Origin of the sequence: Marinomonas alcarazii (assembly GCF_003208215.1) — a bacterium.
Taxonomy (GTDB): domain Bacteria; phylum Pseudomonadota; class Gammaproteobacteria; order Pseudomonadales; family Marinomonadaceae; genus Marinomonas; species Marinomonas alcarazii.
This window is the reverse complement of sequence record NZ_QKLW01000001.1, coordinates 670,238-691,335: the sequence shown is the minus strand read 5'-3', so window position 1 is coordinate 691,335 and position 21,098 is coordinate 670,238. Positions and strand designations below refer to the sequence as shown.

Here is a 21,098-nt window from a genome sequence, read left to right as displayed (position 1 = left end):
TGACTCTAAAAAAACGAAATTACAAACTAAGGAGCGTGTTTTAACATTAAATACAAATGAGAATCAACATCATTACTATTTTTTGTAAAGTTACTGTACAAGTCATAAAAATGTGTTCTAGCATATTTCTTAATTGATAATGATTATCGTTAACTTAATTTTCAACTATTCTCAAGGGAGAGTCCACATCATGAAAATGCACACAGACAATGATCAGCAAACGATCCAATACGATTACATTGGTATTGGTTTGGGTCCATTTAACCTAGGTTTTGCCTGCATGGCTGCTCCGCTGGACGATCTAAAGGGGCGAATTTTTGAACAGGCCAATGCATTCTGTTGGCATCCGGGCATGCTGATTGAGGGAGCAACGCTGCAAAACCCTTTTCTTGGGGATTTAGTCTCTATGGCAGACCCAACCAGCCCTTTCACCTATCTCAATTTCTGCAAGCAAAAAGGCCGACTCTACCAACTTTACATCCGAGAAAACTTCTATTTGGGGCGTGCTGATTTCAACGAATATTGTCAGTGGGTGATCCAGCAGCTGGACAATATCGATTTTGGTCACAAGGTGATGGATATTCGCTATGAGGAAGAGGAAGGTCTCTACCGTGTTTCAGGTGTGCGGACAAATTCACACGGACAACAAGAAACCTTCTGTGTCCTTACCAAAAAATTGCTTATTGGCGTAGGTAGCCATCCTCAATTCCCCAGCAGCATTGCAGATAAAGCACAAATATTGGCGCACCAACCGAACACTTCGCTAATTCATTCAGGGCAATACCTGAAACACAAAAAGCCGCTGCAAGAATGCAAAGAAATCACCGTTATTGGCAGTGGTCAAAGCGGTGCCGAAATTTTCTATGATCTACTTACGTCCAGCAAAGACCATGATTATAAACTCAATTGGGTAACGCGACCTGCCCGCTACTTCCAAATGGAAACCGCTAAGTTCGCTCTAGAAATTCTGACACCAGATTACGCCGAATACTTCTTTGGTCTAAATGAAGACGTCAAAACGGATATTCTGAAAGACCACCAACACCTGTACAAAGGCATTAACCAAAAACTCATCAACGACATATACGATGCGCTGGATGAAAACCACCGCTACCAACATTGCCAAGCACAACTGCTGCCCTGCATGGAAATTGTGGACATCCATTTTGATACGCAATCGCAACAATACCACCTGCACTTCAAACACACACAAACACACGTCGAATATCTTCATAAAACCGATGCTGTCATTTTCGCAACCGGCTACAAACCTGTGTTGCCAGACTTTATTGGAGGTATTCGTGACCGCCTACAATGGCACGAAGATGGCAGCTACTTACCGAACAGAAATTGGTCCGTTGATAAAAATAAGAGAGAAGTCTTCATTCAGAACGCAGGACTTAAAGGTCATGGCATTACCAACCCAGACCTAGGCATGGCTTGCTATCGAAACAGCCGCATCATTTTTGCAATGACAGGCATTGATCATTACCCAGCAGAAGCTTCTACCAGTTTCCAACAATACCAACCCCACGCGAACAGTGGTTTTGAAGAAATAAGTGAAGCGACGCAAGAACAGACTCAAGCAGCCACGCATTCACCCTCTTACATTAAGCGCGAAGCCTACGCATGAGCTTACGAACGACCATTTTAATTATGTCAGGACTTGGCGTCATGAGTGACGCCATTTTGATCGCCTTCTATCCTCAGTTTTTTAAGCTGAGGTATGGCATAGACAGCCCAGTACACGCAGGCAGTTATATCGCAGCAATATCCATTGCGGTCATGTGCGCTCTGCCACTCTGGGCAAAAGTCGCCAGAAAGGTCGAAACCATGCCGTTATTACTCGTCACCCAAGGCATTGCTGGAGTCTTGGGCATTGCCAGTGCCTTTGCACCCAATGTGCAATCATTCTGGGTGCTCAGTATGTTCATGTATTTGACCAAAGCCAGCTACTTGCTCATGTTCCCCTACCTGATGCGCTTAGAAAAACAGGAGCATCACTCTCATCTGGTCGGGCTGCTGTCGGTCATCATACACATCACGGCAATTTTTGCTGCGACCTTAGGTGGTTTGAGTTTACAAAGCTTCGGCCCACAACAATGTGTGCTGTTAATGGCGGCTGGTGACTTCCTTCAAATGGCCTTGTGCTACTACTTGATCAAAGCCAAGAAAGTCGTTCCCACTGTGACTCATACCTATGGTGAAAGTCATCAAGCGCCAAATGGCTCTGCCACACTACCGCGCAAGAAACGTTCGCACATATTAGGTACCAATCTAGCAAAGCTCAGCTTGGTAATGGTGCTGTTTGATTTCAGCGCTTATGTAATTCGCCCTTTCTTTTCTACTTATTGGGAAGACACGACGGGCATTTTGCAGCGTGGAATAACAGGGGCGGTCTTCGCCATTCCAGCGTTAGCGGCTTTGATGGGACTCTATGCCAATCGACTCGCTAGCCAAGGAAAATTACCCAAACTTGACCACCCTTTCATAAACCTAACCCTTGGCGCCATTGGCTTAACACTACAGGCCATACCGCATATAGAGACCATCCTAATAGGACGCTTTCTGTTTGGCTGGGGAATGTTTCAAATCATCGTTAATTTGGAGGTGAAACTTTTTCAGATCAGCACACCCGATAACTACGCCCGCGATTTCAGCGTCGCCAATTTCTTCCAAAACCTTGGCGTGCTGCTGTCTTCATTTAGCGCTGGCTACATTGTTAGCCTTATAGGAGCGCAACAAACCTTCTTTGTCGCGGCGCTAGGTTTCCTATGCACCGCTGTGATCAACCAATACTGGTTCGGTTCTCGAAAACACCCAGCAACGGGAGATTCTACTCATGCCGTTTAATCATCATGAACACACCCTCGCAGCCCATGAGCTGACGTTTGTTCCGCTGAATCTCGATAAACATATCGACATCATTCAGCCTTGGTTTCAAATGGATTACGCTCATTTTTGGGGAATGCAAAACATGACCGTCGACGAGACTCGACAGTTTTACGCAGACCATATCGCCAAGCAAGAACTGCAAGTCTTCATCGGCTACCACCAACAGCAACCAAGTGTTGTCCTAGAAGTATATGACCCAAATACGACCGAGCTAAAGGATCTATACCCAGTACAAGCAGGCGATGTTGGCATGCACTTTTTTACGGCTCCCTGCCAAACCCCCATTAAAGGCTTTACCTTGGCATGGATGCGTAAAACTCTGCAATTCCTTTTTGAAGAACGTAAATCCACACGCATTGTCGTCGAGCCAGACATACACAACGACAAAATCCACCAACTTAATTTGGCTGTGGGATTTACCTACACCAACGCCATCACGTTAAGCAATAAGACCGCCATGCTGGCTTTTTGTTTACCGTTAAATTTTTATGCGTCATTAAACCGCAATCCAGACCAACCAACACCCTATGCCGAGCAAGCTAGGGTGCTTATTCAGCACTGCAAGGAGCAGACTACTATGACTCAACAAAATCACTCTCCGACCACGCCTAACAGCCCTACCGCCGCTATCGATGTGGCAGAACATCTTACCCCCGATGTGTGGCAAAAAGTAAACCGCCACCTTGTCTGTAAAGCGATTGCCGAATTCAGTCATGAACAGCTCTTTTCACCAGAGGCCATCACGGAGCCCGATGCCAGAGGCTGGGCTGACTATCGACTAGCCACCAACAACGACAACAAATACTATCAATTCCGTGCCAAACACATGGCTCTTCGACACTGGCGCCTAGACAAAGCCAGCATCAGCTGCATCGACAACCAGCAACCCATGCCCCTAGACGCACTGGAATTCATCATCGACTTTAAAGATACCTTGGCGATCCCTGATGATAAATTGCCTATTTACCTAGATGAAATCAGCAGCACTCTGTATGGAGCAGCCTATAAAGAAGTGAATGCACTTTTCGACAGCAAAGCATTAGCAGATGCCGATTATCAACAGATTGAAGCGGCTATGACGGAAGGGCATCCTGGCTTTGTAGCGAATAATGGTCGCATAGGTTTCAACGCTTTCGATTTCCGTCAGTACGCACCAGAAACAGGGCAAGCTTTCCAGCTCGTCTGGATTGCCGTCAAAAAAGCCAAAGCGGTCTATGGCTGTGTACCAGAAATGGATTACAACCAACTTATCGAACAAGACTTGGGGGCGGAGCAAATCCTTGCCTTCAAACAACGTTTAAGTGATTTGAGATTGGATCCGCAAGACTTCATTTTCATGCCAGTTCATCCTTGGCAGTGGTACAACAAAATCAACATTGTTTTCGCAGCCGATATTGCCAACCAACATATCGTGTCATTGGGCACCACAAAAGATCTCTACCGTGCCCAACAGTCTATCCGGACTTATTTCAATATCTCGGATAGCAGCAAGCACTATGTGAAAACATCACTCTCCATTTTGAATATGGGCTTCATGCGTGGGCTATCGCCTTACTACATGGAAGGCACGCCAAAAATTAACGCCTACTTAGACGACCTCATTAACCAAGATGCAGAGCTCAATCGCTACGGCTTCACCATCTTAAGAGAAGTTGCTGCAGCGGGCTATCGTAACCATTACTTCGAGAAAGCCTGCACAAATGATAGCCCATCGAAGAAAATGCTCTCAGCCCTATGGCGTGAAAGCCCAATGTCACGCCTAAACGAGGGTGAAAGCCTGATGAGCATGACCGCTCTACTGCATGTCGACAGAAACGACCAATCGCTGCTGGTTGAGCTAATGAGACGATCCAACCTCAACCCATCCGTATGGATAGAGCAGTACCTCAAAGCCTTTCTACAACCCTTGTTACACTGTTTCTATGCCTACGATCTGGTTTTCATGCCCCATGGTGAGAACCTTATTTTGATCATGGAAAATCATGTACCGTCTCGCGTTATCATGAAAGACATTGCAGAAGAAAGTGCCATCCTAAACAAAGATACGGACATTCCAGATGACATTGCACGCTTGGCGATTGAAATGCCTGAAGACTACAAAATCCTTGGTATCTTTATTGATGTGTTTGATGGCTATTTCCGTCACATGAGCCACATCCTAGAAGAAAACAACGTCATGATTGAAGACGAGTTTTGGCGTCTCGTTGCCAACACTGCCATCGAGTATCAGGAAGAACACCCTCAGTTCAAAGACAAGTTCCAATCGCGTAACATTTTTGCCAAGGACTTCGCTCACTCTTGCCTGAACCGACTGCAGCTGAAAAACAACCTGCAAATGGTCAATATTGCTGACCCTGCTTCCAGCTTTATCATGGTCGACCCACTACCGAACCCACTTGCTCCTTTTGCACCAAGCAGAAAAGCACAATCGGTTGCTACAGAAGCCATCGACTAAATCATTGTAAGACGAAGCCCAACCACGCCCTACTTGGGGTGTGGTTGGTTTTTATAATATTCACAGCTCGGATGTCCCCATATGCACATGCCATTTCCCATCATTTTTTTCGATTTTCAGACCCGATCAGAGTCCCCATCAAACGTTAGCGTACAACCTTTAATAGATGCTTTGGAAAAATCAGGAGCTGACGTTCAAGTAATAATTAAGGGCACAAGCACTTCTTCCTTTTTTAAAGGCTGCACTCGAGCTGCCGCCATTGTTTTGTTGCTAGAAAATAAACACATACGCCCAGAAGACGATTCATTAAAGGCGGTAATACAAGGGATAAGAAAGAGCCACTGCCACGCGCCCATTTTCTTAAAGAGCGAACTTCAGGTCAGTCACCATATTCCCAAAGAAATCTTAAATGAAGTACATGGTTTCATACACAACTTAGAAGATACTTTAACCTTTACTGCGCGAAACATCATAAGGGAGGCCAAAAAGTATCTCGATCAACTCGCCCCACCCTTCTTCAAAGCACTTGCAACCTACACAAAAGCAAGTTCCGCCTCTTGGCATTGTCCGGGACATTCTGGTGGTGCAGCATATTTAAAAAGCCCATCTGGTCAGCTTTTTCATGACTTCTTTGGTGAGAACATGCTAAGAGCTGATGTCTGCAATGCGGTAGACGAACTTGGCCAACTGCTAGACCATACCGGCCCCATAGCAGAAAGCGAGCGCCAAGCTGCCAAAATATATCAGTCTGATCACCTCTATTTCGTCACGAACGGCACCTCTTCCTCCAACAAAATTGTCTGGCATTCGCTTATCGCACCAGACGATATTGTCGTCGTTGATCGCAACAGTCATAAGTCGATTATTCAAGCCATTATCATGACAGGTGCCATCCCCATTTTTTTGACGCCTACGCGTAATCATTTAGGCATAATAGGACCGATTCCAAAGCATGAATTTGCCTGGGATAGCATTCAGGAAAAAATTCGCAACCATCCGTTGATAAAAGACAAAGAAAAAAAGCCGCGCCTATTTAGTATCACCCAATCCACCTACGACGGCATTCTGTACAACACCAATGAGATTAAATCCAGCTTGGACGGACATTTCGATGCCATCCATTTTGATGAAGCATGGGCTGCCCATACTGGCTTCCATGAATGTTATGAAGATTTCGTGGCTATTTCTGAAACTCAACGCTGCGAAAAGTCACTGCTTTTTTCTACGCAATCTACCCATAAAATGCTCGCAGGGCTTTCTCAGGCATCACAAATTCTGGTGCAAGATGCCAAACAACAAAAGCTGGACCATCACTGCTTTAATGAAGCCTACTTAATGCATACCTCAACCAGCCCCCATTACCCTATCATCGCTTCTTGCGACATTACCGCCGCCATGATGGCACAACCCAATGGGCAATTATTCATTGGCGAAGCTATTGCAGAAGCCATCGACTTTCGCTCCACCATGCAACAAATAGCAGAAAACCATAAAGACAACTGGTGGTTTAAAGTATGGGAACCAAGAGAAGCGAGCAACATCGAAAAACCAAATGGTAACCATTGGAAGTTAAAACAAACTGACGGTTGGCATGGCTTTGAAGACATTCAATCGGGCTTTAACCTACTTGATCCGCTTAAAATCACCATCATCACACCCGGCTTAGAATTGAATGGTGAGTTTTGCGAACGAGGTATGCCCGCCAGCATTGCCACCAAGTATCTGGCAGAACACGGCGTCATTGTCGAAAAAGTGAGTCTATATTCCTTCTTACTTCTTTTTACTATTGGCGTTACCAAGAGCCGCTGGAACACCCTAATAACCGTACTCCAGCGCCTTAAAAAAGCCTATGACGATAACATCGCATTAACCAAAGTCATGCCACAATTTGCCGAGCAAAATCCTCAGTACAAGACATTAGGGCTAAAAGACATGTGCCAAAAAATACATGATGAATACAGGCAACATGATTATGCACGCATGACCACCCAAATATTCAACGAACCAGTGCAGACGGCGATAAAGCCAACAGACGCCTATAATCAACTCATCCGCAAAAACACAGAGAGGGTTCCTGTCGACCAACTCGAAGGTAGAATCACAACCATGCTCATCACACCCTACCCACCCGGCATTCCCGTACTCATTCCCGGCGAGCGTTTCAATAAGACAATCGTTGACTATCTTAAATTTGCCCAGCATTTTAATGGTTGCCTACCAGGTCTAGAAACTCATATCCATGGTCTTATTGAAGCGAAAAAAAACGGTGAATATGAATATTATGTAGAGTGCGTCAAAGAATAAAACAATAGCGACCACCGTAAAGAACACCTTTAACAAAAAAGAGCCATCTTCAAGACGGCTCTTTTACTTTTATCGAGTAGTAGACAACGAATCCCAACACACCTTAAACATCAGAAAGCGTTAAAATGGTATTTCAAAACTAATCCATTATGGCTTTAATACTCGCTATCAAACCACCACGTTGAACCGATACATAGCTTTGCTGCCGCTTCTTACGGTGACTTTATCAACGGACCAGTTGCCTTTCATTTCGGGTGGGAAGGTGTCGTTTAGGGTGAGCATGCCTTCTGCGACGAGTTGGGTTGCCCATATCTAGTCAATAAGAGCGTCGAGTGTGACGCTGGAGCCTTGCCGTTGGCTTTTGATGAGGTCGTCTTGACCTAAGTGCTGGTTCATCGGCTTTTGACCATATCGCGCCTTCGCTCAGCGAACAGAAATTTAACAGGACACCCACACAAACTTGACTGTTAAAAATCATACTGTATATTTAACCAGTATTGTTTATTTCTCATGGAAGAGAGGTTTCGTCATGCCAAGAGCCAGAAGACAGCAAATTAGTTTACAAGATACACCTTACTACCACTGTGTTTCTCGCTGTGTTCGTAGGGCATTTTTATGTGGTGAAGATCCTGCCTCTGGTGAAAGCTTTGAACACCGTCGTGGCTGGGTTGAAAGGCGTTTGTTATTTTTAGCCAGTATCTTTGCTATCGATGTTTGTGCCTATTCTGTAATGAGTAACCATCTGCATGTGGTGTTGCATATCAATGCAGAAAAAGCCGAGAAGTGGTCTACGTTAGAGGTTCTGCAAAGGTGGCATAAGTTACATAAAGGCACCATGTTTACTCAGCAATTCGTGCGAGGTGAGTCATTACCTGATTATGCTTTGGATTTGGTTGATTCCTCGGTTGAGACCTTTAGGAATCGTCTTATGGATATTAGCTGGTTTATGAAAGAGTTGAATGAGCCTATTGCTCGCCAAGCGAATTTTGAAGACCAATGTACAGGAAGGTTCTGGGAAGGGCGATTTAAGTCTCAGGCTCTGCTAGATGAATCTGCATTAGCGGCTTGTATGGCATACGTTGATCTTAACCCATTGAGAGCAAAAATAAGAGAAAACCCTGAAACCTCGGAGTTCACTAGCGTTAAAAGGCGTGTAGTTGCAGCTAAACATCAAAAACAACCAACATTGCTCTATCCTTTTGTTGGTAACCCCAGAGAAAATATGCCAGATGGTCTACCTTTTGAGTTATCAGATTACCTTGAGCTGGTAGATATGACTGGGCGAATCATCCGAGAAGATAAACGAGGTGCGATAGACGCTTCATTGCTACCGATTCTTCAACGACTCAACATATCCTCAGAAAATTGGCTGTGTATCGCGACAGAATTTGGCGCAAGAACCGGTGCTGTTGTTGGCGCGGAACAATCCATTGCTCATTACTGTGATTCAAACAAACTAAATAGAAAACCAAGATCCAGTCATAATCGATTACTCGCCTAACTTCATTCAGCCGTTCATAGCCTTTCTTTATTTACTAATCATAATTAGTAAATTCACTCGCCTAAAAATCCAATTACCAGCCTTTTAGTAGTTAATTAGCTCTTATCAAAACGATAAAAGATGAATTCCATATAAGTACTATCTCTAGATAAGAGCGTTTTGTATGGTTTTTTAACATGGGTGTCTTGTAAAATTGAAATACAGCTATAATGTGCCAGATGAAAAGCTGCGTGCTTTCGTCTGGCACAAATTCTTATCCTTTCTTTGATGGCTAACGCTTTACTCAGGTTTTTGTAGCAATTTTGCTCGCCTTTCAAAGCTTGGATAGACATCATTTAATAGATCCAAAATTTTATTAAATAATAAAATCAGATCATTTTCTGCTCCATCTTCATATCGGGGAGCTGGTCTGGGAATTCTGTGAAGCCGATGAAGGGGATTATAGCAAGTGGTAAAAACAACATCTCTGACTGCGCACCATTGACCGTGGGCATACGAAGATGGCCAAGAATAGTAAGCATCGTATACCTCCTTGCATCTAGCAACTTGAGACATTGTACGCAAATCTGTTTTTGCCCAATTTCCCAAATCGATATTCTGGAAATCCATATAGATATCTTCATTCGCCAACTCTTCGATATTTTCTTTCTTAATGTAGCCAGGTTGATCGGTTAGAACTTCATCCAGCTTTAGAAAAGTAAGCTTTGCTTGACCGGAGCCATAACTTCTATAGATATCCCAAAGCTTTTCATCTCTAACACTTATCAAGTACTTAAAGGTTATATAAATTTCTGCTAGCATTCTTAGTGCTAGTTTTGCTGTTAGTAGCTTCCCAGAAGAAGCTAACCCCTCTTGGGTTACAGTAAGGGCATAAAAGCAAAACCCGAAAGACGCATCACGTCTAGCTTGCACATGGGTAAATTTGTCTGTTGCTAGAAAATGGTTTAATAGGTCACCCCAAATTTCTCGCATTAAAGAAACAGTTTTGGTTATATCAAAATCAACACTACTATTTTTAGGTTCTGGTGCAAAACATTCAGTATTATGCTTACATTCTTCCCAAAATTTTTCAGACCATGCTTTTTTGGCTTGTGCATAATCATCATCCATCACGCCACTTCCAAGATTCATTTCGGTCGCTCGAATAGTTGGCCTGACCTTTCGCTGATCTTCATAATTAGGATATTCTATATACTCTCTATATTGCTCCTCATTTTGTAGACGTAACTTTCCAGAGTTAACAATAGGTATCATATAGGCCCAGCGGCAGTCAGTGGCTTCTTGAGATTGATGATCTAAGAGAATTGCGACAGCATCGGCCAAGTTAGTCCACAGTACTTCTTCATCATCCGAGACCACCCCAAGATACTCGGCCCATTTATTAAATAGAGGTAGATCCTTAAACAATATCAAGGGCTTTAAAGCATGAGAAACTCTCTCTTCGGTAAAAAGCACTTCAAAAAACTTTTCTTGCAGATCGTCGTCTAAAGTAGATAATCCGTATACCCCTACGATAGGTAACTTGCAATTTCTATTTTCTACTTCACGATAGAGGGTTCCAATATGAAGTCCTAATTTTCTGAAAATTTCAATTGCCTCTTCTCTACCTATTCCATTAATTAGCAATCCAGCCCAAACCATACAAGGCAATCTATCATTAATCCAAGAGAGATAACTTGTATTTGAAATTTGATTAAAAGGGGAAATTAACGTGGAACCTTCCTTCCTATGAGAATCAATTTTCCCTTTGCTATTCTTTCTCTTTTGTTGTTGCCTTACTCTTTTTTGAGTCATCAGTGAAATCCTGTTCTAAATATAGAGAATTAACACCGCAATAAATCGCGGCTATAAACCTTACTATGACACATATGCTAAGAATCTTGAGAATACTAACTTCTAAAATACGTGCCCCATTAATGAGTTTTTAGCTCTTTAAAACGATTTTTCATATCTATTCTTCCACGTAACTTTCGTCTATTTCTAGTGCAATAGCTTCAAATGTTTTGTGATTTCTATGTAAATAGTCCAAGTAAATTCTGGCATCAAACTCAGAAAAATCATTAGCATTTGAGTTAGTCAAATAAGCCTTTAATCGCTTGATACCATGAAAATATTCATCAAGATCGTACTGAGTATAATCGGTAAGCTCGTTCCTTTCTTCCAATGCACCTTGAAACTCATTGTATGTTTCTTCAATCGACTCAAGCATACTAAGACCAAAAGAGTTATTTTCTCTTGATGGTGAGTAAATGGCTTGCCCTACTTTCTCAAACATATACCCCATTGTTGAGTGTAGAATATCTGCTAGTGGTTTTTCCATAAATTTAGCCCTATGCTTTATATCAATTTCCCGAAGCTTTTCATTGATTGATATGTATGCTTTATTAATTCCAATCAGTTGTGTTTTTGCGATTTTCGAAAAATCCACGTCGATGAACTCACTTTCACCCTCGTCGTAGAAACGGGCAAGTGTGAAACCACCTTTGCCCATAGAAATACGAGATATATGGTTAAAATATGTAGTTTTCTTTACTCGATTCTTAGTTGGGTGACCTATTGAAGCATTTCTAACTGCTCTTATATCTTTTAATTCTTCTGACAGTTCATATGGGACACCAAATGCTTCTGATAAATGATTCATGGCATCTTGCTGTATAAATAGAGCTTGTAGAAGCCCATATGTATAGATATACGATAATCCAGTTTCAGCGGGATACTCAGATTTAAAATAGCTTTTTAATGCCAAACCAGTGTCGCCAAGGGTATCCAATGAACTACATATTTGATTCCAGTTATCTAACTCTGAAATTAGAACCTTTTGATATCTATGAGTATTTATATGCTCACGCACTTGTTTTTCGATATCGAAGAATCTAATAATACTTTCTTCAATCTTGCTCATCTATCGTAGATCCTTTCAATAGGTATAAGGACTTTATCAGGGCAAACATGTTAGGGACCTTGAAAAAACTGAATTCTTAATCTGCGTACCTTAATAACCACTTAATATTAAGTTTTTTTTGAATTTGTGGTCAGATAAAAAAATCTGCTTTTCATCTAACGCCAAACTTCTAATTTTTTTTTAAAAGATTTATTATTTTTTCACTTGCCAAACCGCTGAATCTCCATCTTTACCTTTATTTACTAAATTTTGGCTTTCCAACTTCTGTAAATAAGTAAGCATATTAATTCTACTTATAGAAAAAACATGTGCCAAACCTGCTGAAGTGAAAGCCTCATTAGAATGTTCTTTCAAATATTGGTAAATCCTATCTTTAATAGTGTCTTCTAATTTATCGATAGTTGAATCAGCAATTGTTTTAGACATTTTCCTTGGATCTAATGGCTGATTATTTTCTGATGCTTCTTTTATTGATTTTTCTGAAATTTCCTCAACAGATTTTCTAAGATTATTTAAGTCTAAAAAGTGTTGTTGATTATCAAAGTCGCTAGGTGCATATAGAACATGGGGCTTAAGAATTAAAATCAAAAAAAATGTGACTACTATTATTAATGGAAAAAGCATAACAAAGTAAATAAACAGCGACTGTATTTCAAGCGGTAAAGCTATTAAAGCAGCTGTTGCAAATGCTTCCGCTGTTCCAGAAAAAATAGCAATAATAGTTAATGGATTACTTACTTTCATTTAGGTTAACACCATACTTTGAGAAAAATCACAGTTTAAAATTCGCATACATTTTTGTTTCTTTTTCAATGGCATGTTATTTCGAAACCATGAGCTATTATTCATTGATCCTAGTCGTCTTTTTCTTTATACACCAGAAAAAACTTACAATTTAATGACAATTCTAAAACCTAAATCCGTCAAGCTCCCATCGGCCCTTGTTACCACCTCCATGTTGCCCATCAAGCCTTGAAACTTTATTGCTGCACACGCGGCTTAGAAGCATTTATGGGGATCTGCATTTCACCGACCCCCATTTACCGTGGTACAAGAAACTTAAGGGAGCCCTGTTTCAGGGCTCCCTTCCACTAAGAAAGAGCCGACCTGACCTACCAAAATGGTAGTTCAGCTTAAACATTAACTCGTTCGCTTATCCGTCAAGCTGCCATCGGCTCTGTGGCCACGTCCATATTCCCCATCATTCCTTGTAAAAATTCGGCTTTGAGTCTTTCTAATATTTGGTCGCACATTTGTTGATCATAGCTTGAATTGCCTGTCGGTGTTAGGTGGATGGTTGGCGCGAAGGTCATGTTTTTGTTGTTTTGTAGCTGTTGGCTTTGCTTTGCGATGGCGTCTGGTGCGGGTTGGTCGGTTTTGTCGTCTTCAAACCAACTGCCAATCCATTCAGCTAGAGAGCGCCGCCCATCCCACAAAGAACCACCACCATGCCGCCAGCGATAAAGCCGACAACTCCCCAATGGCGGTGCCAATAAGCCGTGCTCACATGAACAGTCCAAAAAATCCATCATTGAGCACCAATCTCTCCTCCTTCTCCCTTAGATATCTTGTAATTTTATGACATAATGTTGTGCATCTGTCGCGGGGAATGATTCCCCTGTGTCGCGACGCTTTTTTGAACTTATTCGATAGTAGAAGAATGTCACTAGATAATGGGGCTGCCCCAGTAAATTCAAGCGCTGAGCTTGATCGTCGATTCTCCATCGCTCCAATGATGGACTGGACTACATCCGATTACCGGGTTTTCGCTAGAACACTTAGCAAGAATACGCTGCTTTATACCGAGATGGTGACAACGGGCGCGTTGCTACAGGGCAATAATCCTGAAAGATTCTTACGTTATGATAGTTGCGAGCACCCTATTGCGCTGCAACTTGGTGGGTCTGACGCCGTTGCCTTGGGTAAATGCGCAAAAATAGCGGAGCAAGCGGGCTTTGATGAGGTTAACCTTAACGTAGGTTGCCCAAGCGACAGAGTGCAAAATAGTTTAATCGGTGCGTGTTTGATGGCTTACCCTGATAAGGTAAAAGATGCCATGCGCGCCATGCAAGATAACTGCAACATTCCGGTGACGATCAAACACCGTATTGGTTTAGACGACCAAGAAGATTACAGCGTGGTTCGCGATTTTGTGGGCGATATAGCGACGACTGGCGTGACGACTTTTATTGTTCACGCGCGTAATGCCATTTTGGAAGGCTTAAGCCCAAAAGAAAACCGCGAAGTGCCGCCACTAAAATACCATTATGTACATCAGTTGAAGAAAGACTTCCCTGACCTTGAAATCATTCTGAATGGTGGCATAAAAACACTAGAAGAGTGCCAAGAACATTTGGCACATGTCGATGGTGTGATGGTTGGTCGCGAGGCTTACCACAACCCTTGGATTTTAAGCCAAGTCGACGAAGTATTATTTGGCGGTCAGCCGTTGGTTCATGATCGCTACGAGGCACTAGAAGCTTTCGTTCCTTATGTTGAACGCAAGCTGGAAGAAGGCGAACGCTTGATGCACCTAACCCGACATATTTTGGGTATTTTTCAGGGTGAAGCCGGCGGCAAACAGTTCCGTCGCTACTTATCTGAAAATGGTCACAAAGCTGACGCAAAGGTAAATGTATTATTAGAGGCCATTGAATTGGTCAAAAATCATCAACGCAAAGGATAAGAGCAATGAGCAATAAGTTATCTCAATTAAAAGAGTTCACGACCATTGTGGCCGACACCGGTGATATCACGGCAATCAAAGATTTTTTACCACAAGATGCGACAACTAACCCATCTTTGATGCTTAAGGCTGCGCAGATTCCTGAATATGCCCCTTTCCTTGATCAAGCGGTTGCTTGGGCAAAAACTCAAAGCAATGACAAAGACCAGCAAATCCTAGACGCTGGCGACAAGCTTGCTGTCATCATTGGTACTGAAATCCTAAAATATGTACCAGGCCGTATTTCTACTGAAGTCGACGCGCGTTTGTCTTTCGACAAAGAAGCCACACTGGCGAAGGCTCGTAAACTGATTGCCCTTTATGAAGAAGCTGGCGTGTCTCGTGACCGCGTTCTGATCAAAGCGGCGTCTACTTGGGAAGGTATTAAAGCAGCAGAAGAGCTAGAAAAAGAAGGCATCAACTGCAACCTAACGTTGCTTTTCTCTTTCGCGCAAGCACAAGCCTGTGCTGAAGCAGGTGTTTACCTGATTTCTCCATTCGTTGGTCGTATTCTTGATTGGTACAAAAAATCCACTGGCCAAGAATACACTGCGGAAACAGATCCGGGTGTGGTTTCTGTGACTGAAATCTACAACTACTACAAACAGCACGGTTACAAAACTGTTGTGATGGGCGCGAGCTTCCGTAACATCGGTGAAATCGAGCAACTTGCTGGTTGTGACCGCTTGACGATCAGCCCTAACCTGCTTGAAGAATTGAAAAAAGACGAAGGCAAACTAGAGCGTAAATTGACGCCAACCACTGACGTTAAACCAGCGCCAGCTGCGATCACTGAAGCGGCATTCCGTTGGGCAATGAACGAAGACGCAATGGCAACAGAGAAACTGTCTGAAGGCATTCGTAACTTCGCAGCCGATCAGCGTAAGTTAGAAGTGACTCTAGCTTCTATGCTATAAAACAGAAGCAAATAAGTTATGCTAAAAACGCGGCCTAGGTCGCGTTTTTTATTTTACACAAGAAGAACGAAAGATGACCGAACGAACGGAATTTGAAAAAATGATCCAAGGTGAGGCGTTTAACGCTATCGACCTAGACCTTCGCTTACGCAGAGAAGCCGCACGTCTTGCGTGCGCTAAATTCAATGCCCACCCAAGCAAGGGCAACCTTCGCCATGTGACACGGTTATTTGCAGAGTTTGGCAGTGTGGTGATCGAACCGGGCTTTCAATGCGACTATGGTTCGCAAATTCATCTGGGTGAACGTGTTTTTATTAATTTCCAATGCATCTTTTTAGACAGCGCTCAGATCCATATTGGCGACGATGTGTTAATCGGCCCAGGAGTGCACCTTTATACGGTAGATCACCCCAGAGACGCTGAACAACGCGCCTCTGGGGAATGTTATGCTCGCCCTATCAGCATTGGTAATAAAGTTTGGATTGGTGGCGGCGCTAAAATCCTTCCCGGCATTGAAATTGGTCATAACGCCATCATTGCGGCTAACGCGGTTGTGACACGAAATGTGGCCGACAACGAACGCTACTTTGGCTAATCCTTTTTTCACATACGGGCATAATATTGTTTGCATCATTACGGCAAAATACTGCATTCAACGTCTTAATTAGCGGTTATTTCAATACTTCTTTAAACTGGGCAAGCATTCCGCAATTGTTGAGGAAATAGCCACTTGTCACCTCTTCTAGCGACTATTTTGTATATACTGAGATAGTGAAATTTGCGAGAAGAGGTCGCCTTATGAAAACTTGGATTCTATTTTTAGCTAGCCTGATGGCTCTAAATGCCAGCGCCTCGGATGCCATCCTTGATGATTCATTAAACGTTGATCAAGTCACTCAATTCGATGGCATGCCTTGGGGTATTGCCATGCTTAGTGATCAAGAAGCCATCGTCACCATCAAAAAAGGTGAGGCTTACAAAGTCGATTTACTAAGCGGAAAAACACAATCGTTAAGCGGTTTGCCCGATGTAGACAGTCGTGGTCAAGGCGGGTTGTTGGATGTTGCAATTTCACCCGAATTTAAAACGCAAGGGTGGATTTACTTCACCTATGCCAAGCCAACAAAAGATGGCGCTAAAACCACCTTAGCTAGAGCGAAATTAGCCCGTAATGCATTAACCGATTGGCAAGATGTGTTCGTTACTGAATCGGCCACAAGCACAACAAAACACTATGGTGGCCGCATCGCGTTTGACGACAAAGGGCACGTTTTCTTTTCAGTGGGCGATCGCGGTGTTCGTGATAATTCGCAAGATCTTACCAATCATGCAGGTAGTGTGATTCGTCTCAACTTAGACGGCACAGTGCCAAGGGATAACCCTTTTGTCACCCATGCGAATATTCGCAATGAAATATGGAGCTATGGTCACCGAAACCCTCAAGGTTTGTTTTACGATACTGACACGAATACACTCTGGTCGAATGAACATGGTCCAAGAGGTGGTGACGAGATAAATCTCATTCGCCCTGGTGCAAACTATGGTTGGCCGATTGTCTCCTACGGAAAAGAATATTGGGGCCCAATTGATGTGGGTGAAGGTCAAACAAAAGTTGGCATAGATAATCCTGCCAAAGTCTTTATTCCTTCGATCGCGCCAAGCAGTTTGATTCGTTACAGGGGCATGCTGTTTTCCAATTGGAACGGCGATTTCTTATCAACCGCTTTAGCGTTAAGGCATTTGAACAAAATCAAAATCGATAAGAATGGCGAAACGACTGAAACGCGTTATCTGCAGAGTTTGGATGAACGCCTGCGTTCAATCGCTCAGGACTCAAAGGGCGCACTATACATTGGTACAGACTCGGGGAAATTGTTAAGAGTCACGCTGGATAATAAGCTCGCGCTACAATAGCCCTGCTCTGTTAATCAGGCGTTTTATTGCGATAAACATGATACCAATCTTCTAATTCTTCAAGGGGCATTGGCTTAGACAGCCAAAACCCTTGGAAGAAGTCACACCCCGCCTCTTTTAAACACTGAAGCTGAAAGGTATCTTCTATGCCCTCAGCTGTCACAACAATATCTTGTAAATGACACAGCTGTATTAGAGGCGGCAGCAATTTTGCGTATTGCGAATCGGTTATGCGTTCTGTTAGCACCTTGTCTAGTTTTACCTTATTTACTGGGTAATCAATCATATGCAAAAGTGGCGTATAACCTACGCCAAAATCGTCAATGGCGATACTAAAACCAGAATTTTGCAGCCCGTTCAGCACATCAAACACAGAGCCGGTTTGTACATAACTGAAGGTTTCTGTTAATTCTAATTCAATGCTCTTATCGTCAATCTGGTATTGGCTCTTTAGCTCATCCAAGTGCTGTAATACAGAATGGTGACTCAGTTCGGCTGCCGATATATTAATCGACAGGATACATTCTTCACCAAAAATGCGGCGTACTTTAGGAAGGCTTTTAAACGCTGTTTCAAATACCCAACGATCTATCTTTGCATAAGAGCCTGTCTGCTCAGCAATAGGAATAAATTCATCAGGATGAATAACGCCTAATTCTGGAGAATTCCAGCGAATGAGTACTTCAAACCCTTTTATGTGATCGTCTGCATCCGTGTAGGGCATATAAACGAGAAAAAACTCTTCATCACAATCAATCATCTTTAGGGCGTCTTCGATCATTTTTGTGCGTCGTGCCCCTGCCGCAATATTGACCGAGTAATAACTATAGCAATTTTTCCCAGACCGCTTGGCGTTATACATAGCCATATCAGCATTAGCAATCAGCTCTTTTAAGGTCTTGCCGTCCTTTGGAAAAGAGGCAATACCCATGCTGGCAGAAACAGGAAAGTAATATTGATCCGACTCATACCCTCCCTCAAACAATGCCACCACAGACTTCGCCAGATCATCCACTTCTTTGACAGTGGCATGGGTTAATACAATCGCAAATTCGTCGCCAGATAAGCGCGACGCCATGCAACCGCCTCGCTGTTTCAAAATAGGTTCTATTAACCGCTGTAAGTCTTGAGCCAGAAAGCAAAGCAAATCATCTCCTGCTTCATGGCCTAATTTGTCGTTTACAAACTTGAAATTGTCTAAATCAATATACACCAAGGATACGAGTGCGTTCTCTTGATTAGCTTTGGCTAGCACATGCCGAGAATATTCATAAAACCGAAACCGATTGGGCAGTGCTGTTAACGTATCGGTTATCGCCATTTCATGAGTTTTCTTCAAGTTACTTTGCAACTGCTCAAACAAGTTATGAAACTTTTTGCTTAACTGACCAATTTCACTCTTGTTGGCAGAAAGCGAAATATTGTCTTTCTGATAGTTCATTACTTGAGTGAGCTCTTTATCAAGCTCGCCAATTGGAGCGGTAATAAAGCGAGAGATCAAAGTAACAAGTAATCCAAACGTAAAAACGGCAAGAAATAAGGCTATCGCCGTTAGTTGTAGAGACAGCTGTGACAATGGCTTTGCCAACACACTGTCATTAGGTTTAAGCGTCAGGAATTGACTTGGAGAGAGTCTGATCGAATAACCAAGCTCATTTACAAATAACGTTGGCCGGCTTTCCCACTCAATAGTGGCTTGATAAGATTGCTTCAAAGACTCTAAGTAGTCTGAGAACATGTCCATCCGAACCGCAAAGGACAATTGTATACTGTCTTTTACATCACGCCCTTTGAATGGCACTAAAGCTAATTTATCCAGTAAGCGCCCTCTAATGACGGTGCTTGGAGAAGTATCGTTAAAAAGCCGCCAATCCGTCGAGACTCGATTTTTTATCATCTGCATCGACATCTGATTCTGCTCATCACTTATGGTCGCAAAAGGGTCTGAGCTGCGCTCGAAATAAAATAGCTCTTCGCCATCACCGCTAAACAACGCAAATGACACACGTGGGTTTCTATTTAGTTGCGCTTGAGTCGTTAATAACGTCAAGCTTTGGCTTAATGCGATGTCTCTATAACTGGAAGAGGTAGATTGTAAGAAGTTGGATAGATACCCTCCTTCCAAAAAAAGCGCCATCAAGCTATCAACAGTAGACGCTTCCTCTTTAAAAATACCTTGTAGTTGGTACATTCGCTGCTCCAACTTTGCTTGCTCCAATTCAATGACATTACTTTTCTGGTACTGATATACCAAATAAGTAGAAACACCGTACCCCAGCAGAATAACGGGAAGAAGCAGAAGAATAAGCCGCTTATTTAGACTCATGTATAACCTTAACAGCTTCTTGTATGCGAATGCGTTGCTGGATATTGGCGTCAGACAACATTTCTACAGGCAAGAATTTATCAGGGCTTTCCATTCGAGGATAAATCAGTGCATCCTCTGCCATTGTCTTACTTTGTAAACCATGGGCGGCGTGACTTACTGTGGCTACGCCAATTTCTTCTGAGTTTTTCGCAGCCACCTTTGCTTGACTAATGTATTCAATAAAAGACAACGCCAAAGACTGTTTTTCTGAATTAGTTGGAACGACCCAGCAATCCAGCCAAACTATTGATTGTTCCTCTGGCAATACATAACGCCATACTTCTTTGCCTACAGTTTCATTCATCAAGAACTGATCGCCACTGTAGACAACGGCGGCGTATAAATCGTCTTTTTTTGTTGAATTGGATAAAAAGGATGGTGCATATTCATACGTCAGCACGCTGTCAGATTGTTTCTTCAGTAGCTCAAACGTTGCCTTAAGATCCACCTCTTTATCTGTGTTGGGAGATAAGTTCAAATGAATTAAAGCGGGTACCATAATGCTGTAATAGTCACCGAGCATACCGATGTGACCTTTTAGATCGTCTCTTTCAGAAAATAAATCCGCCCATGCATTAACGGGCTGGTGAACTTTATCTTCTCGGTAAGCAATGCCCAATGTTCCCCATAAATAAGGTACGCCAGAATCACCACACTTTTGAAGCCACTCAGGTTCGATACCACTGAGGCTTACCGTTTCCTTAAGGTTTATCACATAGCCTAATTTCGCTAATTTTGTAGCCGATTGGGAGTCAACAATAGCAAGATCAATGTGATTTTGAGTGAGATCCGTCAACAGCAAATCTCGAACATCTTCGTTATCGTAAGCGATAACCTGAACCTTCACGCCCTCGAGGCTTTCCCAGCCAGCAATTGCTTCTTCTGAGAGATAATCATCCCAATTTAGAATATTGAGGGTTGGAGCGCTATAAGCATGAATAGAAACAAATGTAGAAAAGAGACAAAAGCCCCAAGCACTGAGGGGCTTACAGCATCTGAAAAGTAAATGATTCATTATCTTTCTCACCAAAGGGGTATTAAAAATATAGCACTAATACCCGGCAAAGGATCAAAAAATAAGCATATCAATAGCGCAGAATCATAGAAATGTCATAAA

15 protein-coding genes are annotated in these 21,098 nt (G+C 42.8%); 9 read left to right on the top strand and 6 right to left on the bottom strand.

Features of this window, described 5'->3' with window-relative positions:
* Nucleotides 1–190: 190 nt before the first annotated feature.
* The 5 genes from DFP75_RS03005 to DFP75_RS02980 all read left to right on the top strand — a co-directional run bounded on the left by DFP75_RS03005 (nucleotide 191) and on the right by DFP75_RS02980 (nucleotide 9,155).
* Nucleotides 191–1,633 carry a lysine N(6)-hydroxylase/L-ornithine N(5)-oxygenase family protein gene (locus DFP75_RS03005; protein WP_181416990.1) on the top strand — a complete coding sequence of 481 codons (1,443 nt, stop codon included), beginning with the start codon at nucleotides 191–193 and terminating at the stop codon, nucleotides 1,631–1,633.
* On the top strand, nucleotides 1,630–2,853 hold the full coding sequence (locus tag DFP75_RS03000) for an MFS transporter (protein ID WP_110572082.1): 1,224 nt from the start codon (nucleotides 1,630–1,632) through the stop codon (nucleotides 2,851–2,853). Before DFP75_RS03005 ends, DFP75_RS03000 begins: the two co-directional genes overlap by 4 nt.
* Nucleotides 2,843–5,350: a GNAT family N-acetyltransferase gene (locus tag DFP75_RS02995; protein WP_110572080.1), complete on the top strand. Its 2,508-nt coding sequence runs from the start codon at nucleotides 2,843–2,845 to the stop codon at nucleotides 5,348–5,350. Before DFP75_RS03000 ends, DFP75_RS02995 begins: the two co-directional genes overlap by 11 nt.
* Before the next feature lie 81 nt (nucleotides 5,351–5,431).
* Entirely contained in the window at nucleotides 5,432–7,654 is a 2,223-nt protein-coding gene (locus DFP75_RS02990; protein ID WP_110572078.1) for an Orn/Lys/Arg family decarboxylase, read from the top strand.
* A gap of 529 nt (nucleotides 7,655–8,183) precedes the next feature.
* Nucleotides 8,184–9,155, top strand: coding sequence for a transposase (locus DFP75_RS02980; protein WP_110572076.1), 972 nt, complete (start codon nucleotides 8,184–8,186; stop codon nucleotides 9,153–9,155).
* A gap of 279 nt (nucleotides 9,156–9,434) precedes the next feature.
* Here the strand turns inward: DFP75_RS02980 and DFP75_RS02975 are convergent, their stop codons facing one another.
* The 4 genes from DFP75_RS02975 to DFP75_RS02960 form a co-directional block, all read right to left on the bottom strand.
* Nucleotides 9,435–10,949: a DUF5677 domain-containing protein gene (locus tag DFP75_RS02975; protein ID WP_110572074.1), complete on the bottom strand. Its 1,515-nt coding sequence runs from the start codon at nucleotides 10,947–10,949 to the stop codon at nucleotides 9,435–9,437.
* Nucleotides 10,950–11,106: 157 nt separating this feature from the next.
* The gene (locus tag DFP75_RS02970) at nucleotides 11,107–12,057 is read right to left on the bottom strand and encodes a hypothetical protein (RefSeq protein ID WP_110572072.1); all 951 of its coding nucleotides are present in this window, start codon (nucleotides 12,055–12,057) and stop codon (nucleotides 11,107–11,109) included.
* 192 nt (nucleotides 12,058–12,249) lie between these two features.
* Complete coding sequence (locus tag DFP75_RS02965; RefSeq protein ID WP_110572070.1) at nucleotides 12,250–12,801, bottom strand: ArsR family transcriptional regulator; 552 nt, start codon at nucleotides 12,799–12,801, stop codon at nucleotides 12,250–12,252.
* Between the two features lie 416 nt (nucleotides 12,802–13,217).
* Nucleotides 13,218–13,589, bottom strand: a complete 372-nt coding sequence (locus DFP75_RS02960) for a hypothetical protein (RefSeq protein WP_110572067.1) — start codon at nucleotides 13,587–13,589, stop codon at nucleotides 13,218–13,220.
* A 128-nt stretch (nucleotides 13,590–13,717) separates the two neighbouring features.
* On the opposite strand from DFP75_RS02960, the gene dusA reads away from it, so the two are divergent.
* The 4 genes from dusA to DFP75_RS02940 all read left to right on the top strand — a co-directional run bounded on the left by dusA (nucleotide 13,718) and on the right by DFP75_RS02940 (nucleotide 17,613).
* Nucleotides 13,718–14,743 (top strand): tRNA dihydrouridine(20/20a) synthase DusA, encoded by a 1,026-nt coding sequence (dusA, locus tag DFP75_RS02955; RefSeq protein WP_110572065.1) that lies wholly within the window; start codon nucleotides 13,718–13,720, stop codon nucleotides 14,741–14,743.
* Between the two features lie 5 nt (nucleotides 14,744–14,748).
* On the top strand, nucleotides 14,749–15,699 hold the full coding sequence (gene tal / locus DFP75_RS02950) for a transaldolase (protein WP_110572063.1): 951 nt from the start codon (nucleotides 14,749–14,751) through the stop codon (nucleotides 15,697–15,699).
* Nucleotides 15,700–15,772: 73 nt separating this feature from the next.
* Entirely contained in the window at nucleotides 15,773–16,294 is a 522-nt protein-coding gene (locus tag DFP75_RS02945) for a sugar O-acetyltransferase (protein WP_110572061.1), read from the top strand.
* 203 nt (nucleotides 16,295–16,497) lie between these two features.
* Complete coding sequence (locus DFP75_RS02940) at nucleotides 16,498–17,613, top strand: PQQ-dependent sugar dehydrogenase (RefSeq protein ID WP_110572059.1); 1,116 nt, start codon at nucleotides 16,498–16,500, stop codon at nucleotides 17,611–17,613.
* Between the two features lie 10 nt (nucleotides 17,614–17,623).
* Here the strand turns inward: DFP75_RS02940 and DFP75_RS02935 are convergent, their stop codons facing one another.
* A complete protein-coding gene (locus tag DFP75_RS02935) occupies nucleotides 17,624–19,939 on the bottom strand; it encodes a bifunctional diguanylate cyclase/phosphodiesterase (protein WP_110572057.1) in 2,316 nt (771 codons plus the stop codon).
* Complete coding sequence (locus DFP75_RS02930; RefSeq protein WP_110572055.1) at nucleotides 19,926–20,996, bottom strand: ABC transporter substrate-binding protein; 1,071 nt, start codon at nucleotides 20,994–20,996, stop codon at nucleotides 19,926–19,928. The genes DFP75_RS02935 and DFP75_RS02930 overlap by 14 nt, the downstream gene beginning before the upstream one ends.
* Nucleotides 20,997–21,098: the final 102 nt, after the last annotated feature.

Coding starts and splice junctions, on each gene's coding strand:
- DFP75_RS03005 (WP_181416990.1), top strand. CDS start 191: ATGAAAATGCACACAGACAATGATCAGCAAACGATCCAATACGATTAC.
- DFP75_RS03000 (WP_110572082.1), top strand. CDS start 1,630: ATGAGCTTACGAACGACCATTTTAATTATGTCAGGACTTGGCGTCATG.
- DFP75_RS02995 (WP_110572080.1), top strand. CDS start 2,843: ATGCCGTTTAATCATCATGAACACACCCTCGCAGCCCATGAGCTGACG.
- DFP75_RS02990 (WP_110572078.1), top strand. CDS start 5,432: ATGCACATGCCATTTCCCATCATTTTTTTCGATTTTCAGACCCGATCA.
- DFP75_RS02980 (WP_110572076.1), top strand. CDS start 8,184: ATGCCAAGAGCCAGAAGACAGCAAATTAGTTTACAAGATACACCTTAC.
- DFP75_RS02975 (WP_110572074.1), bottom strand. CDS start 10,949: ATGACTCAAAAAAGAGTAAGGCAACAACAAAAGAGAAAGAATAGCAAA.
- DFP75_RS02970 (WP_110572072.1), bottom strand. CDS start 12,057: ATGAGCAAGATTGAAGAAAGTATTATTAGATTCTTCGATATCGAAAAA.
- DFP75_RS02965 (WP_110572070.1), bottom strand. CDS start 12,801: ATGAAAGTAAGTAATCCATTAACTATTATTGCTATTTTTTCTGGAACA.
- DFP75_RS02960 (WP_110572067.1), bottom strand. CDS start 13,589: ATGATGGATTTTTTGGACTGTTCATGTGAGCACGGCTTATTGGCACCG.
- dusA (WP_110572065.1), top strand. CDS start 13,718: ATGTCACTAGATAATGGGGCTGCCCCAGTAAATTCAAGCGCTGAGCTT.
- tal (WP_110572063.1), top strand. CDS start 14,749: ATGAGCAATAAGTTATCTCAATTAAAAGAGTTCACGACCATTGTGGCC.
- DFP75_RS02945 (WP_110572061.1), top strand. CDS start 15,773: ATGACCGAACGAACGGAATTTGAAAAAATGATCCAAGGTGAGGCGTTT.
- DFP75_RS02940 (WP_110572059.1), top strand. CDS start 16,498: ATGAAAACTTGGATTCTATTTTTAGCTAGCCTGATGGCTCTAAATGCC.
- DFP75_RS02935 (WP_110572057.1), bottom strand. CDS start 19,939: ATGAGTCTAAATAAGCGGCTTATTCTTCTGCTTCTTCCCGTTATTCTG.
- DFP75_RS02930 (WP_110572055.1), bottom strand. CDS start 20,996: ATGAATCATTTACTTTTCAGATGCTGTAAGCCCCTCAGTGCTTGGGGC.